The sequence below is a fragment of the Enterobacter sp. BNK-34 genome, from assembly GCF_048684445.1.
Taxonomy (GTDB): domain Bacteria; phylum Pseudomonadota; class Gammaproteobacteria; order Enterobacterales; family Enterobacteriaceae; genus Enterobacter; species Enterobacter pseudoroggenkampii.
Genome location: NZ_JBLQUA010000001.1, coordinates 1,282,355 through 1,297,994 on the forward strand (window position 1 = coordinate 1,282,355; position 15,640 = coordinate 1,297,994).

The following is a 15,640-nucleotide window of genomic DNA, read 5'->3' on the forward strand; positions in this document are numbered from 1 at the left end:
CGAGAGTTCACTTAGAACTATGCGATGACCGGGCTGTAAAGCCTGACGAGGCGCCGATACCCCATACGAAGCTCGAGCTAATTTGATTTTTGGAGAATAGACATGTCCCGAGTCTGCCAAGTTACTGGCAAGCGTCCGGTGACCGGTAACAACCGTTCCCACGCACTGAACGCGACTAAACGCCGTTTCCTGCCGAACCTGCACTCTCACCGTTTCTGGGTTGAGAGCGAGAAGCGTTTTGTCACCCTGCGCGTATCTGCTAAAGGTATGCGTGTAATCGATAAGAAAGGCATCGATACAGTTCTGTCTGAACTGCGTGCCCGTGGCGAAAAGTACTAAGTACTTAAAGAGGAAATAAATCATGGCTAAAGGTATTCGCGAGAAAATCAAGCTGGTTTCTTCTGCTGGTACAGGTCACTTCTACACCACCACGAAGAACAAACGTACTAAGCCGGAAAAACTGGAACTGAAAAAATTCGATCCAGTTGTACGCCAGCACGTACTGTACAAAGAAGCTAAAATCAAATAATTTTAGTCTCCTTGTATCGAAAAACCCCGCAACTGCGGGGTTTTTTGCATTCTGTATCTCAACGGAGGAACCATGCCTGAATTACCTGAGGTAGAAACCAGCCGTCGCGGCATTGAACCCCATCTGGTCGGCGCGACGATTCTTCACGCGGTTGTCCGTAACGGGCGTCTGCGCTGGCCGGTGTCCGATGAGATCCATGCCCTGAGCGATCAACCCGTCCTTAGCGTGCAGCGCCGCGCGAAATACCTGCTGCTGGAGCTTCCCGACGGCTGGATCATTATCCACCTGGGGATGTCCGGGAGCCTGCGCGTTCTTACCGAAGAACTGCCTGCGGAAAAGCACGACCACGTTGATCTGGTGATGAGCAACGGCAAAGTGCTCCGTTACACCGATCCACGGCGCTTTGGCGCGTGGCTGTGGACGAAGGAGCTGGAAGGGCATAACGTGCTGGCACATCTGGGCCCGGAGCCGCTCTCAGACGCGTTTAACGCGGAATACCTCAAGGCGAAGTGCGCGAAGAAGAAAAGCCCGATTAAGCCCTGGCTGATGGATAACAAGCTGGTGGTCGGCGTGGGGAATATCTATGCCAGCGAATCGCTGTTTGCCGCCGGGATCCATCCCGATCGGCTGGCCTCTTCGCTGTCGGCGCAGGAGTGTGAGCTGCTGGTCCGGGTGATTAAAGCCGTATTACTTCGCTCGATTGAGCAGGGCGGGACAACGCTGAAGGACTTCCTGCAAAGTGACGGCAAGCCGGGCTATTTTGCCCAGGAGCTTCAGGTGTATGGCCGTAAGGGCGAACCGTGCAGAGTCTGCGGCACGCCAGTTATTGCCACGAAGCACGCCCAGCGCGCCACGTTCTACTGCCGTCAGTGCCAGAAATAGGGTTACTTTAGCTTTTCCATCAACGCCTGGTGGACGTTAACCGGCAGGAAATGGGTAACGTCCCCGTGATGACGCGCCACCTCTTTCACCAGCGTGGACGAGATAAACGACCACTCTTTGGAGGGCATCAGGAACACGCTCTCCAGCTCCGGCATCAGGTGGCGGTTCATGTGCGCCAGCTGCATCTCATACTCGAAGTCTGCCACCGCGCGTAAACCACGGATCAGAATGTTTGCCTGCTGAGCGCGGGCGAAGTTAGCCATCAGGTCGCTAAATCCGACCACCTCAACATTCGGCAGGTGCGAAATGGCATCGGTGGCGAGCTGTACGCGCTCGTTGAGGTCAAACATCGGCTTTTTGCTGGGGCTGGCGGCTATGGCCAGGATCACCTTGTCGAACATGCACGCCGCACGGGTGATGATATCAAGATGACCGTTGGTGATCGGATCGAAGGTACCCGGATAAATCGCTTTTGTGCTCATGGCTCACGTTTTCTCTGAGTAGCCGCGGCAGAGCGCCCACAGCTCGGTGTATTTGTTGAAAGTATACTGGGCATTCACTACCGCGAGTAACCAGCCCTGCTTACCGTCCAGTACGCCGCCGCGCAGCAGCAGCGTTTTCAGGAACGCGCCCAGCGTGTGGGTAAAGATACCCGTCAGCGAGGCCTTCTTGCAGCGTTGGTGACGCTCCTGCGCCCATGCGGTGGCATAGTTGAGCTGTTTACGCTGGAAGCTGGCGAAATCGCGGCAGGTCAGGTGCAACAGGTCGCCCGTCAGGGGGATCACCTGGGCGTTATCGCAGCTCAGGGATTCATGCACCAGATTATCGTTGTACTGATACCGCTCGCGCTCGTAGAGGCGCATCACGCGGTCAGGATACCAGCCGCTGTGGCGCATAAAACGGCCAAGGAAGTAGTTGCGGCGGGCAATGCTGTATACGGCGCCAGGCTCAGGCGAAGAAAGCACTGCCTGAATGGCCTGCTGAAGTTCTGGCGTAATACGCTCGTCAGTATCGAGCATCAGAACATACTCACCGGTGGCATACCCCTGCGCGCGCTGGCGCTGGATGCCATAGCCTTGCCAGTCAGTGTCGATAAACACTTTTACCCCCGCTGCCCGGGCAACGTCCACCGTGTTGTCCGTACTTCCGGAGTCAAGAATGACTATCTCGTCAGCCCAGGCAACGGAGGCCAGGCAGTCCGGAAGCAGGTCGGCGGCGTTTTTGGCGATCATCACGACCGACAGACGCGTTGACATTAGTGGCTCCGCTGGGGCAGGTAAGGTTGCAGAAGCTGCAGCAGACGGGTCAGGGCACCCTGGTTCTGGTGCAGCACTTCGACCGCATGGCGCCCGTACCACAGGCGATAATCTTCGTCAGTCAGAAGGGTCGATACCTCTTTGACTACTGAATCTGCATCGGTCACGGTAATTAAACCATCGGCCTGCTGTAATTTCGCGCAGATATCTTTGAAGTTAAACGTGTGCGGCCCCATCAGCACCGGAATGGCGTGGGCTGCTGGCTCCAGCGGGTTATGTCCGCCACGCTCGACCAGGCTGCCACCGACAAACGCGAGGTCAGCAATGCCGTACAGCAGCATCAGTTCGCCCATCGTATCGCCAATCACCACCTGGGTGCTGCCGGAAGGGATCTCACCGCTGCTGCGCAACGTGAAGCTGAAACCGCCTTTCTGCACCATTTCACGGGCATCTTTGAAACGCTCCGGATGGCGGGGCACGAGGATCAGCAGTAAATCAGGGAAGCTTTCCAGCAGCTTGCGGTGAGCCTGCAGGATGATCTCTTCTTCACCGTCATGGGTACTGGTCGCAATCCAGACCTGACGACGCGGGGCCCACTGGCGACGCAGCGTGATCGCACGGGCAGCGAGCTCAGGGGTAACCGAAATATCAAATTTCAGGCTGCCCGTCACCGCGAGCTGGTTGCGTTTGAGGCCCAGAGAGACAAAGCGTGCCGCATCTTCTTCATTCTGTGCGGCGATCAGCGTGATCTTGCTCAGCAGGCGGCGCATAAATTTACCCAGCTTGCCGTAGCCTTTCGCCGAGCGCTCTGACAGGCGCGCGTTGGCAATCACCAGCGGAATTTTGCGGGCATGCAGGGCGGAAATCATGTTCGGCCACAGTTCGGTTTCCATCACAATCACCAGCTTCGGGCGCACGGTGTTGAGGAAACGATTCATGGCGCAGGGCAGATCGTAAGGGAGATAGACGTGATGGACGTCTTTGCCAAAAGCGGATAACGCGCGCTCCGAGCCGGTTGGCGTCATCGTCGTGACGGTAATTGGCAGCGACGGGTAGCGGTGACGCAGGGCGCGAACCAGCGGGATTGCCGCCAGCGTTTCACCGACAGAAACGGAATGCAGCAAAATACCGTCCGGAGCGACTTTATTGCGGCAGAAGCCATAGCGTTCAGCCCAGCGTTTACGATACGCAGGCGCTTTACGGCTACGAAGCAACAGCCTCAGCCACACCAGTGGCTGAATGATGTAGAGCAGAGCGGTATACAACAATTCCAAGCGATTATCCGTTTTTTTAGTTTCGGCGGGCAAATTCTAAGCATTTAAGCCAGGTAAAGCTATCTCTTATGCCAGATACCGTTTCAAACGGAAATAACGGCGACCCAGCCGCCAGTGCTGGCGCAGTCCACGGGCATTTTTCCAGATGAGTGCCCAGATACCGCGGTCGAACAGTTCACGGATGATTTCGCGTTTTTTGCTGAGATCGCCGATGTTGTTAATAGCGTGCAGAATGCCCAGCCCCTCTTTTGCAATTTGCCACCTGCAGGCCGGCACCCGGCGCACGGCCTCCGGGTAGCGCTGGTTGATAACATCCAGCATTTCCAGGATTTTCATGTAGTGACGGGCGTTACGCATACGCGTGTCATCCGTTCCTGGCGTGTGCGAGACGGAGGCGGAATGAATCAGGTAGTCGTAGAACGTTTCGTCAGTGTACTGCACGCGTTTTGCAGTAAGCAGCACTTCAGTGGTCCACGGGATATCCTGATGACGCAGACCATGCTCAAAGGTGAAACCCTGCTCTTTAATAAATGCGTGGCGATAAATATTCAGCCAGGTAACGTGCAGGAATTTACGCGACGCCAGCGCGCGCTGTAGCCACGTTGGGCCATCCAGCACGTCTGTAGATTGCAGTTTGTCGGACGGGAAGATTTTCTTCGACGGCCTGCCGTCATCGTAGATATACGTGCCGTTGCAGGTAGCCACATCGAGATTGTTATTTTTGGCCATTTCAAGCAGTCGCGGATACATGCCCGGATAAATGACATCGTCGATATCCGGGAACGCGACGTACTCGCCTGTCGCTTGCGCCAGACCCGTATTACGGGCCGCCGAGACGCCCTGGTTCGCCTGGTCAATGACCTTGTAGAACGGGAATTCTCCGGCGTACTGCGCAATGATGGCCGAGGAGTTGTCGCTTGACCCGTCGTTCACAACGACCAGTTCCAGACTGTCCAGATGTTGAGCTTTGATACTGTCGAAAAATGCGCTGAGGAATTTTTCACCGTTATAGACGGCGACTACAAGGCTCAATAAAGGTGTGTCGGACATGCTTTCTCCGTTGTGTTCAGGGCAGGCCACCCAATATGGTGATACCATTCGTGCTGTATTATATCTGGTGGATACTAAAAACATATGCCTGGAGGGACAAAGATCCTGCCAGGCGGCAAATTAGCGTCACGCGGACGAGATTCTTAACAGGAAATGTATGCATATTGTTCACACTGAAGCAGACGGTGGCAAAGGCGGACAGCCTCTGCGCATTATCAACGAATCGCTTGGGATGATTCAGCGTGGCCATCAGGTTACTCTCCTTTGTCCGGAAACCGCGCCGCTGCATGCGCTGGCGCGCAATGCCGGATTGACGGTTGTCACGATGCCGTTGAAGCGCAAGAACCTTAAAAATCTGCGGTTGCTGCGTCGCTGGCTGAAGGATAACCGTCAGTCGATTGACGTTATCAACAGTCACAACTCTGCCGATACATGGCTGGTGGCGCTGGCGAATCTGACGCTCGCCAACCCTGTGCCGCTGGTCCGCACCCGTCATGCGTCAGGCGTACCGCGCAACAACTGGACGACCCGCTGGCTGTTCCGCACGGCCTGTGCGCATATCGTGACCACGGGGGAGGCGTTGCGTCATCAGGTGGCAAATATTGGCGTGCCGATGTCCCAGAGTACCTCGGTGCCAAGCGGTGTCGATACGCAGCGTTTTCACCCGGGAGATAAGCACGAAGCCCGCGCGCATTGTGGCCTGTCCGGAGACGATTTCTGGCTGGGCGTGGTGTCGCATTTGCGTCCGAACAAAGGCCATAGCGTACTGTTGCGCGCCCTGGCGAAAATCGACAATCCACACATCAAGCTGGCGATTGTCGGCGAAGGCCCGCACAAGGCGACGCTGGAACAGGAAATCGCCGCGCTGGGATTACAGCAGCGCGTGGTCATGGCGGGACATCAACCCGATCCGGAACGCTGGTTTCCGGCCTTTGATATTGCGCTGAGTCCTTCGCACGATATGGAAGGTGTTCCACAGGGCGTACTGCAATCATTAGCCACCCGTATTGCAACTATTGCGACGGACGCCGGTGGAACGGGAGATGCGGTGATTAACGGGCAGACGGGCATTTTAATCGCGCAGCGCGACGAAAACGCACTGCACGATGCCATAATGAAACTCTATGACGACTCAGCCCTTCGCGAGACGCTCGCGCAACAGGGGTATGACTATCTGAGTACACATTTTACCCGCGAATGTATGCTGGACGCGATGGAGAAGGTCTTCTCCGATGCGGCTCAGCGCAGCAGATCGCGATAAAGTGCCTGCAGCTCTTTCGCCATTCTGTCCAGGGTGAAGGGCTCCGCAGTTGCACGCGCAGCAGCGGAGTAATCGACACCCTGTTCACGGCCTTTCAGCCATTGAGATATGGCCTGCTGGTAGCCTTCGCTATCCAGCGCATCACGCACCCAGCCGTTTTTACCCTCGTTTATCCACTCCGCCGCACCGCAGCCGTGGCTGGTAAGCAGCGGCAGACCGCAGGCCAGCGCTTCCACGCAGACGTTCGGGAAGGGATCGTAAAGCGTCGGCAGGATCAGAGCATCAGCCGTCCCATAGACTTCGCGCACGTTGGCAACGGGTCCCAGGAACTTCACGCGTGAGGAAACCCCCAGAGCCTGTGCCAGTTTTTCAAACTTCCGCGCATGTTTATCGCGTCCGGCAATTAGCAGCCAGACGTCAGAATGCGGCACAATGGCGCGTAGCGCGGTGGCGACACCTTTACGACTGAAACCTGACCCAACATACGCCAGTACCGGTGCGTTACGGGGAATGCCCAGTGCATCACGCTGCGAAAGGGCGCGGACCTCAGGGCTAAACTGAACGGTGTCTACGCCGTTGTAGATCACCGTCAGCTTGTCTTCCGACAGCCCGAAGCGACGGGCAATATCATCGCGCACCATCTTCGAATTACAGATCACCTTGCGCAGCTGCGGATGGGTAAACATCTGCGTCTCAGCCTGCAGAATGTAGCGGTGATAGCGGCTCAGAGATTGCGCCCAGCGCGCCAGTGGCGAGAGGATGCGGCCATATTGCTCAAGCCAGGCGGCGTGAACCCCGTCCCCGGCCCGGAAAATGGTCGCTCCCGGTATGCGCTCGTGACTTTGCACAATATCAAACTGCGCAAAATGCGAAGCGGCTTCGGTGGCAAAGCCGGATTCACGAGCGATACGGTTACGGAACGGCGGATTGACCGTCAGCGTTTTCCAGCCGGTGGCGTCTTCCCACTGGCGGGCAATCAGCGTCACGTCCAGGGACGTGTCCTGCGACAGCACGTTAAGCGCGCGCGAGACGAAACGTTCTGCACCACCGTTGGGGTTGTAGGTTTGTCGGACTATCGCCAGCTTCATGCAGGATTTTCCAGGAGCATCGTGTCGATGGCGCTCAGCACCTGCTGTGGGGTGATGGCTGTGATGCAGTCTGAGACACCGCTGTCTCCGCAGCCCGCTTTACCGCACGGCTGGCAGGTAAACCCGGCAACGATTACGCGATAGTTCACCCCCCACGGTGCCCACTTGATGGCGCCGGTAGGGCCAAAGATGGCGACGGTCGGGGTACCGACGGCGCTTGCAAGGTGCATCGGCATGGAGTCCACACCGAAATAGACCCGCGCGTGCTTCATGAGCGCGCCCAGTTCTTTCAGGTTCAACTGACCGCTCAAATCAAAGACCGGCTGGGTGAGCGCAGCGCGCAGCTCGTCCATGTAGGCCTTCTCTTCTTTTGACGGTGCGGCGGAAAGGATAATTGGCAAGCCGCGCGCCGCCAGGTTATCAATGGTCGCTGCCAGCTTTTTGATATCCCAGGCCTTAAACATCCAGCGCGAGGTCGGGTGAACCAGGATATAGGATTTACTCTTGAGCCCAAACCCGGCCAGTTTTTCGGCCACAGAGGCTTCTGCCGCGTCACCAGGCACAAAAAGCGTATGCTTGTCTTCGTCGGACTGGGGATGAATACCGATTCGGCGCAGGGCATCCAGATTGACTTCCACCATATGGCGGCTGTTGTCCTGAATCGCCGGGTAGAGCGTGGTGAACGACTTCACCCAGCGACGACGTGCCAGGCCCCCGCGTTTATCCGGCTTAAAGCCGACGGAGACGCGCGGTTTCAGGCGACGCGCCAGACGCGCGCCGTGCCAGTGTTCGGTCAGGTTAATGAGCACGTCGTACTGACGGTCTTTTAGGGTATTGAGCAGCGCGCGGTAGAGGCGGAATTGTTCAAACCACCCCTTTTTGCGCCAGTTGCGCCCAATAGTATGGACCTGGTCGATATGCGGGTGGCTGGTCAGCATCGCCTGCGTGTCGTCATAGACCAGCGCGTCGACCTCCACGTTCGGCCAGTTCTTTTTCAGCACGGTAAAAACCGGCGAGATAAGCAGAACGTCACCGTGGTGACGCAGCTTAATAATCAGCACGCGCTTTGGCGGGCGCTCCGCTGAGAAAAAATCAGACATAGGCTCTCTCTGCTGCCAGCAAAGGCTCTAATTGCGCAAATACCGCAGCGGCGCTGAGATCGCTCAACTGCGATGAGTGTTCCGGGCGGCAGATATACTGATTTTTTCCATAGCCGCCGATCAGGCCCGGGTCCGTTGGGCCGTAAAGCGTGATGTTAGGACGGTCCAGCGCCGCCGTCAGGTGGCTGAGGCCCGTATCCACGGAGACCACAGCCGTAGCGCCTGCCAGCGCCTGAGCGACGCCGTCAAGTTTCATGCGTGGCAGAACGTCCACGTAATCAAACCCTTCTGCCAGACGTTTGGCCCGTGCCTCTTCGTGCGGTGCGCCCCACGGGAGTTTAATACGCAGCCCCGCGCTTGCCAGCAGGCCGATCAGTTCGCGCCAGTACGCTTCCGGCCAGTGCTTGTCATCGCGGGTTGTCGCGTGAAGGAAAATCAAATAAGGGTCGCTTTTCTGCGATGAGGCGTGCAGGAAATGCCGGGAAATTGCATAGTCGCCCTGGGTTTCCGGTTTCGCATAGCCCAGGCTTTTGGCAAACAGCTCGCGGGTACGTTCCACCGCATGCTGTTGCTTTGCGATGTGATGACGACGGTTATAAAACAGGCTCGCCAGCGGTTCGCGGGCGCTGTGCCAGTCCATCCCGTGCTTTACGCCGTGTGCCAGACGCGTGACCAGCGCGGCGCTTTTCACCAGCCCCTGGGCGTCGATGATGGCGTCGTAACGCTGTGCCTGCACCGCCTCACGGAAGGCTTTGCGTTCGGCTTTAATCGGCGCGGAGAACCACGCTTTGCGCCAGCGGCGAATCGCCACCGGGATCACGCGGTCAACCGCTTCATGCCAGGTGGGGATCTGCGCGAAGCCTTCCTCCACCACCCAGTCAAAACGAATACCGGGAATGGCCCGCATGGCGTCCGTCAGTGACGGCAGCGTATGCAGAACATCGCCCATCGAAGAAGTTTTAACGATCAGTACCCGCATTCGTTATCCTTCTTCGCTCAACAGCAGCTCGTTAAGCTCTTCGAGAACGCGCGCTGGCGTAATGTCGATCAGGCTCTGATGGTAGCCTTCTGCGGCATCGCCTTTGCGCACTTTGTGGTAGCCGGTGATCAGGCGGATGACGCGCGCTTTATGAGAAAGCGGGGGCGTGAAGTCCGGGCTACTTGGGCCATACAGCGCCACCAGTGGGCGGTTGAGCGCAGCGGCGACGTGCATCAGGCCAGAGTCGTTAGTGACCACCGCTTTACAGGCGGCAATCAGGATAACAGCCTGTTCAAGCTGCGTTTCTCCCGCCAGATTGCGGCACCAGGCCTGCTGTTCGTTACTGAGCGTGGCGAGAATTTCGTTGCCAGCCTCGTGATCTTTTGCCGAACCGAACAGGACAATCTGGTAGCCTTCGTCAATCAGCTGTTTCGCCAGCTCCGCATAGTGATAGTGCGGCCAGCGTTTTGCCGGGCCGAACTCGGCGCCTGGGCAGAAGCCAATCATCGGGCGTTCAGACGAAAGACCAAACGCGTTACAGGTCTGGGATTTTTCACCGTCGTTAACCTGAAGCTGTGGCCAGAGCAGCGGCTGCGGCAGATCTTTCGCGCTGCGCATCACGCCTTTGTCATAGGCCAGCGCCACATAGCGCTCCACCATCAGCGGCCAGGCTTCTTTATCCAGCACCCGCGCATCGTTCAGCAGACCGTAGCGCATTTCACCGCGCCAGCCGGTGCGATGTGGGATGCCCGCAAAGAAGGGTACCAGGGCGGATTTAAAGGAGTTTGGCAGGACATACGCGCGATCGTAGCGCTTCTCGCGCAGGCTATGACCGAGCTTGCGGCGTTCGCCGATTTCCAGCGCTCCGTGACCGAGTGGCATCGGGATGGCTTCATTCACTTCCGGCATACGCGATAACAGCGGACGGCACCATGCGGGTGCCATCACGTCGATTATCGCCTGGGGATAACGCGCCTTGAGCGTGCGATAGAGACTTTGCGACATCATCATGTCGCCCACCCATGACGGGCCGATCACCAGAATTCTCATACTTACGCGTCGCGGTTCAGCCAGGCCATATATTCCGTTACGCCTTCGGCAACGGTCTTGAACGGCTTGTCGTAGCCTGCGGCGCGCAGGTTGGTCAGATCGGCCTGCGTGAACGCCTGATAACGGCCTTTCAGTTTTTCCGGGAACGGAATGTACTCGATGCTGCCTTTTTTGTGATACGCCAGCGTGGCGTCAGCCACTGCCTGGAAGGATTCCGCACGGCCAGTACCGAGGTTGAAGATGCCGGACACGCCGTTTTCCCAGAACCACAGGTTTACGGCCGCCACGTCGCCCACGTAAACGAAGTCGCGCTTAAAGCCGTCGCTGCCTTCGAACAGTTTTGGACTTTCACCGTTATTCAGTTGGGTGTTCAGGTGGAACGCCACGCTTGCCATGCTGCCTTTGTGGCCTTCACGCGGTCCGTAGACGTTGAAGTAGCGGAAACCAACGATCTGCGAGTTCGCTTCTGGCAGAACCTGACGCACGTACTCGTCGAACAGGAATTTAGAATAACCGTAGACGTTCAGCGGCTGCTCATATTCGCGGGATTCGATGAAGTCCGAGGTGCGGCCGCCGTAGGTTGCCGCGGAGGAGGCGTACAGGAACGGAATCTCACGCTCCAGGCAGTAGTGCAGGATCTCTTTAGAGTACTGATAGTTGTTGTCCATCATGTACTTACCATCCCACTCGGTGGTGGAAGAACACGCACCTTCGTGGAAGATGGCTTCGATCTCGCCGAACTCTTCGCCTGCCATAATCTGGATAAGGAAATCTTCTTTATCCATGTAGTCAGCGATGTTCAGATCCACCAGGTTGACGAACTTAGTGCCATCTTTCAGGTTGTCAACCACCAGGATGTCGGTGATGCCTTTGTCATTGAGAGCCTTAACAATATTACTGCCGATAAAGCCTGCGCCGCCGGTAACGATGATCATAACTGTAACCTTTGAAGTGTGGAGCCCGGGGACAATCCCGGACGCTAATGTCTCTATCATATCATTAGTATGGCTGCCCTTCAGCCATTCACCTTCACAGCGCAGGGGTACGCGTGATTTATGCTGCAAAAACGATAAGAGATGACGTGTCATCTCGTCATGAACTATAGGTTTGGGTAATATGTCCCGAAATTTGCCGAGTCTGGAGAATTGCAATGCGTGGTGATTTTTACAAACAGTTAAACAGCGACCTCGACACCGCACGTGCGGAAGGGTTGTTCAAGGAAGAGCGTATTATCACGTCTGCCCAGCAGGCGGACATCACCGTTGCCGACGGCAGCCATGTGATTAACTTTTGTGCGAACAACTACTTAGGTCTTGCGAATCATCCTGAGCTGATTGCCGCTGCAAAAAACGGCATGGACACCCACGGTTTCGGCATGGCCTCCGTACGCTTTATCTGCGGTACCCAGGACAGCCACAAGCAGCTTGAGCAAAAGCTGGCGAGCTTCCTCGGAATGGAAGACGCGATTCTGTACTCCTCCTGCTTCGACGCCAACGGCGGTCTGTTTGAGACACTGCTCGGCGCAGAAGATGCGATTATCTCCGACGCCCTGAACCACGCCTCCATCATCGACGGCGTACGCCTGTGTAAAGCGAAGCGTTTCCGCTACGCCAACAACGACATGGTTGAGCTGGAAGCACGCCTGAAAGAGGCTCGTGAAGCGGGTGCCCGCCACGTGCTGATCGCCACCGACGGCGTGTTCTCTATGGACGGTGTGATCGCTAACCTGAAGGGCGTGTGCGACCTGGCAGACAAATACGACGCGCTGGTGATGGTCGATGACTCTCACGCGGTCGGCTTTGTCGGCGAAAACGGCCGCGGTTCCCACGAATACTGCGACGTGATGGGACGCGTGGACATTATCACCGGTACGCTGGGCAAAGCGCTCGGCGGCGCGTCCGGCGGCTATACCGCCGCGCGTAAAGAGGTGGTGGAATGGCTGCGCCAGCGCTCCCGTCCGTACCTGTTCTCCAACTCCCTGGCGCCGGCGATTGTTTCTGCCTCCATCAAAGTGCTGGAGATGGTGGAGTCCGGCGCTGAGCTGCGCGACCGCCTGTGGTCCAACGCCCGTCTGTTCCGTGAAAAAATGAGCGCCGCAGGTTTCACCCTGGCCGGTGCTGACCACGCGATCATTCCGGTGATGCTGGGCGATGCGGTCGTCGCGCAGCAATTTGCCCGCGAACTGCAGAAAGAAGGTATTTACGTCACCGGGTTCTTCTTCCCGGTGGTGCCAAAAGGTCAGGCGCGTATCCGCACCCAGATGTCTGCGGCGCATACGCCTGAACAAATTGAACGTGCGGTGGAAGCCTTTACCCGCATCGGTAAACAGCTGGGCGTCATTGCCTGAGGACGTGTGATGAAAGCGTTATCCAAACTGAAAGCGGAAGAAGGGATTTGGATGACCGACGTGCCGGAACCGGAAGTCGGTCATAACGATCTGCTGATCAAAATTCGTAAAACGGCTATCTGCGGTACTGACGTTCACATCTACAACTGGGACCAGTGGTCGCAGAAAACCATTCCGGTACCGATGGTTGTCGGTCACGAATATGTCGGCGAAGTGGTGGGCATCGGCCAGGAAGTAAAAGGTTTTAAAATTGGCGACCGCGTCTCCGGTGAAGGCCATATTACCTGTGGTCACTGCCGTAACTGCCGCGGCGGACGTACGCACCTGTGCCGCAATACCATCGGCGTGGGCGTGAACCGTCCGGGCTGCTTCGCGGAATACCTGGTGATCCCGGCCTTTAACGCCTTCAAAATCCCGGACAATATTTCTGACGATCTGGCCTCCATCTTCGACCCGTTCGGCAACGCGGTACACACCGCGCTCTCCTTCGACCTGGTCGGTGAAGACGTGCTGGTCTCCGGCGCGGGCCCAATCGGCATTATGGCGGCAGCCGTGGCGAAGCACGTGGGTGCGCGCAACGTTGTGATCACCGACGTGAACGAATACCGTCTGTCTCTGGCGCGCAAAATGGGGGTCACCCGCGCGGTGGATGTCTCGAAAGAGAGCCTGACCGACGTGATGGAAGAGCTGGGCATGACCGAAGGCTTTGACGTGGGCCTGGAGATGTCCGGTGCACCGCCGGCGTTCCGCACCATGCTCGACACCATGAACCACGGCGGTCGTATCGCGATGCTGGGCATTCCGCCGTCGGATATGTCTATCGACTGGAACAAAGTGATCTTCAAGGGGCTGTTCATCAAGGGCATCTATGGCCGCGAGATGTTTGAGACCTGGTACAAGATGGCGGCATTAATTCAGTCCGGTCTGGATCTGTCCCCGATTATTACTCACCGTTTCTCCATCGATGAGTTCCAGCAGGGCTTTGACGCGATGCGTTCCGGCCAGTCAGGGAAGGTGATCCTGAGCTGGGAGTAACCTGTCTGCTGGCATCACTTTTACGGGTGCCAGCACTCTTTCTTAGCGGTTTGACTTTCCAGAAGTTACTTGTTAACTTCTGGCGAAATTTCATCCATTCTGTCTTCTCCGCACGTTCATTCTTGCAATCAAAATGATTTCGTCAGGAAAGATATTGCCAGGCTAATCAGGTCATTATGTCCACACTGTTTTCACAGAAGTTGGTTGAGACACCTTCGCGATTTACCGCTTTCTTTACTGTCGTTATTTCTCTGCTAATAGTCATTGGCGTTAATATTATACATGCTAAATATAATGCGGTGATTAACCGCACGTTGGTTTTCGCGCTAATATTGCTGACATTAAAATGTATAAACAATAAATTAATCAGGAATGTACTGGCGATTATTTTATTAATTCCGGTTGCAGCAGATATTACTTTACAGCTATACGCCTGGAGTAATTTCAATTCTGCGTTTAGTTATGGTTTTGCGCTGAGCGTACTCAATACGACACCGGGTGAAGCAAGTTCGATGCTCGGTTTGTACTGGCGCGATTGCCTGATCTTTATCGCCCTGTCCGCGTTGTTCATTTATACCGCGAATACCGGCAAATGGCCTGTCGCGCCGCGTTTTCGTCGCTGGCCCGCCGTTGCGCTTGCCGTCACGCTGCTGGCTTTTTATGGTCAGGCCTTGCAGCACCAACTCAGGAAAAGCAGCGTCGAAAGCCTGGCACAGCGCGTGGTTCAGGCGACGCCTGTTAGCACATCAAAAGTCTTTATGCAGGCCATTGAAGATAATGCCGTGGTGGCCAATATCGGCAAAAATATTCCTGATTATAAAATCACGTTATCCGATACCGGCATCGAAAACTATGTGCTGATCATTGGTGAGTCTGAGCGTACGGCAAATATGAGTATCTATGGTTATCAACGAGATACTACTCCAGAGCTGGAAAAGCAAAAATCGCAGCTCTTACTGTTCCGCAATGCCGTTACGCCTGCACCGGTCACGATTATGGCGGTACCGCTGGCGTTAACCGCGGATACTGTGAATGCACGCGATCCGCGTAAGTATGGCGATAACGTCATCAATATCGCTAATAAAGCGGGATATGATACGTACTGGTTTAGTCGTCAGGGTAAAGGAGGGGCGCATAATAACGTCATTACCGGCATTGCTCTGAACACGAAACAGCATGAATGGATTGACGGGGGCTACGACGAAGACCTTTTGCCGCTGTTGCAGAATGCGCTTAAAGCGCCGGGCAAGAAATTAATTGTTCTGCATTTGTACGGAAGTCACGAACCTTCCTGTCGACGCTTCCCTGCCAGCCAGGCGGTTTTGCACGGTGATAATGAAGCCGATGACTGTTATGACAACTCTGTGCGATATACGGATACGTTGATGAGCAAGGTCTTTAGCCTTCTGGAAAACTCGCGCTCATCCGTCATGTATTTCTCCGATCATGGCCTCATTCGCGATCCGAAACGTGCTGTAGCTTACTCCCACGGTAACGTTAATCCTCCACGAGAGGCGCTGCATATCCCGGTGTTTATCTGGTACGGACATCAGGTGGATTCTGGTAAGCAATATACCGGAGATTACAATACCGTATGGTCAGCTGATGATATTAATACGCTGGCAGAGCTGTGGCTTGGGATCCATCGCCAGGGGGAGCCTGTCCAGTCGGTACAGTCCTGGCTTACCGGTTACAATAAGAACGTTTCCGTGCTGGACACGACCGGGAAGTCCTATGACTGGCGTAATATTCGTTAACACTGGTGCGATAAACTTGCATTTAGCAGTGT

General features: G+C 56.0%; 16 protein-coding genes. 7 read left to right on the plus strand and 9 right to left on the minus strand.

What is annotated here, in order from left to right:
• Positions 1-102 precede the first annotated feature (102 nt).
• The 3 genes from rpmB to mutM all read left to right on the plus strand — a co-directional run bounded on the left by rpmB (position 103) and on the right by mutM (position 1,411).
• Positions 103-339, plus strand: a complete 237-nt coding sequence (gene rpmB / locus ACMGG5_RS06370; protein WP_002436699.1) for a 50S ribosomal protein L28 — start codon at positions 103-105, stop codon at positions 337-339.
• 22 nt (positions 340-361) lie between these two features.
• Positions 362-529 (plus strand): 50S ribosomal protein L33, encoded by a 168-nt coding sequence (gene rpmG / locus ACMGG5_RS06375; protein WP_003024094.1) that lies wholly within the window; start codon positions 362-364, stop codon positions 527-529.
• A 72-nt stretch (positions 530-601) separates the two neighbouring features.
• Positions 602-1,411, plus strand: a complete 810-nt coding sequence (mutM, locus tag ACMGG5_RS06380) for a bifunctional DNA-formamidopyrimidine glycosylase/DNA-(apurinic or apyrimidinic site) lyase (RefSeq protein ID WP_420277614.1) — start codon at positions 602-604, stop codon at positions 1,409-1,411.
• Between the two features lie 2 nt (positions 1,412-1,413).
• Here mutM and coaD read toward each other — a convergent pair whose 3' ends face one another.
• The 4 genes from coaD to ACMGG5_RS06400 form a co-directional block, all read right to left on the minus strand.
• Positions 1,414-1,893 carry a pantetheine-phosphate adenylyltransferase gene (gene coaD / locus ACMGG5_RS06385; protein ID WP_024906627.1) on the minus strand — a complete coding sequence of 160 codons (480 nt, stop codon included), beginning with the start codon at positions 1,891-1,893 and terminating at the stop codon, positions 1,414-1,416.
• Between the two features lie 3 nt (positions 1,894-1,896).
• Entirely contained in the window at positions 1,897-2,667 is a 771-nt protein-coding gene (locus ACMGG5_RS06390) for a glycosyltransferase family 2 protein (protein WP_420277615.1), read from the minus strand.
• Entirely contained in the window at positions 2,667-3,941 is a 1,275-nt protein-coding gene (waaA, locus tag ACMGG5_RS06395) for a lipid IV(A) 3-deoxy-D-manno-octulosonic acid transferase (RefSeq protein ID WP_024906625.1), read from the minus strand. The genes ACMGG5_RS06390 and waaA overlap by 1 nt, the downstream gene beginning before the upstream one ends.
• Before the next feature lie 66 nt (positions 3,942-4,007).
• A complete protein-coding gene (locus tag ACMGG5_RS06400; protein ID WP_024906624.1) occupies positions 4,008-4,991 on the minus strand; it encodes a glycosyltransferase in 984 nt (327 codons plus the stop codon).
• A gap of 157 nt (positions 4,992-5,148) precedes the next feature.
• Here ACMGG5_RS06400 and ACMGG5_RS06405 point away from each other — a divergent pair, with 157 nt between their 5' ends.
• Positions 5,149-6,252 carry a glycosyltransferase family 4 protein gene (locus tag ACMGG5_RS06405; RefSeq protein ID WP_024906623.1) on the plus strand — a complete coding sequence of 368 codons (1,104 nt, stop codon included), beginning with the start codon at positions 5,149-5,151 and terminating at the stop codon, positions 6,250-6,252.
• Here the strand turns inward: ACMGG5_RS06405 and ACMGG5_RS06410 are convergent.
• Genes ACMGG5_RS06410 through rfaD form a run of 5 tightly spaced genes read right to left on the minus strand, consistent with a single transcriptional unit; the run spans position 6,231 to position 11,404 of the window.
• Positions 6,231-7,340: a glycosyltransferase family 4 protein gene (locus ACMGG5_RS06410; protein ID WP_090420366.1), complete on the minus strand. Its 1,110-nt coding sequence runs from the start codon at positions 7,338-7,340 to the stop codon at positions 6,231-6,233. The genes ACMGG5_RS06405 and ACMGG5_RS06410 overlap by 22 nt on opposite strands.
• The gene (gene rfaQ, locus ACMGG5_RS06415) at positions 7,337-8,440 is read right to left on the minus strand and encodes a putative lipopolysaccharide heptosyltransferase III (RefSeq protein ID WP_420277616.1); all 1,104 of its coding nucleotides are present in this window, start codon (positions 8,438-8,440) and stop codon (positions 7,337-7,339) included. Before rfaQ ends, ACMGG5_RS06410 begins: the two co-directional genes overlap by 4 nt.
• A complete protein-coding gene (rfaC, locus tag ACMGG5_RS06420) occupies positions 8,433-9,419 on the minus strand; it encodes a lipopolysaccharide heptosyltransferase RfaC (protein WP_024906620.1) in 987 nt (328 codons plus the stop codon). The genes rfaQ and rfaC overlap by 8 nt, the downstream gene beginning before the upstream one ends.
• Before the next feature lie 3 nt (positions 9,420-9,422).
• On the minus strand, positions 9,423-10,469 hold the full coding sequence (gene rfaF, locus ACMGG5_RS06425) for an ADP-heptose--LPS heptosyltransferase RfaF (RefSeq protein ID WP_032650733.1): 1,047 nt from the start codon (positions 10,467-10,469) through the stop codon (positions 9,423-9,425).
• Between the two features lie 2 nt (positions 10,470-10,471).
• Positions 10,472-11,404: an ADP-glyceromanno-heptose 6-epimerase gene (gene rfaD / locus ACMGG5_RS06430; protein WP_024906618.1), complete on the minus strand. Its 933-nt coding sequence runs from the start codon at positions 11,402-11,404 to the stop codon at positions 10,472-10,474.
• Between the two features lie 215 nt (positions 11,405-11,619).
• On the opposite strand from rfaD, the gene kbl reads away from it, so the two are divergent.
• The 3 genes from kbl (at position 11,620) to ACMGG5_RS06445 (ending at position 15,608) form a co-directional block, all read left to right on the plus strand.
• Positions 11,620-12,816 carry a glycine C-acetyltransferase gene (gene kbl, locus ACMGG5_RS06435; protein ID WP_032661893.1) on the plus strand — a complete coding sequence of 399 codons (1,197 nt, stop codon included), beginning with the start codon at positions 11,620-11,622 and terminating at the stop codon, positions 12,814-12,816.
• A 9-nt stretch (positions 12,817-12,825) separates the two neighbouring features.
• On the plus strand, positions 12,826-13,851 hold the full coding sequence (tdh, locus tag ACMGG5_RS06440; protein WP_024906616.1) for an L-threonine 3-dehydrogenase: 1,026 nt from the start codon (positions 12,826-12,828) through the stop codon (positions 13,849-13,851).
• A gap of 176 nt (positions 13,852-14,027) precedes the next feature.
• Positions 14,028-15,608: a sulfatase-like hydrolase/transferase gene (locus tag ACMGG5_RS06445; protein ID WP_420277617.1), complete on the plus strand. Its 1,581-nt coding sequence runs from the start codon at positions 14,028-14,030 to the stop codon at positions 15,606-15,608.
• Positions 15,609-15,640 lie beyond the last annotated feature (32 nt).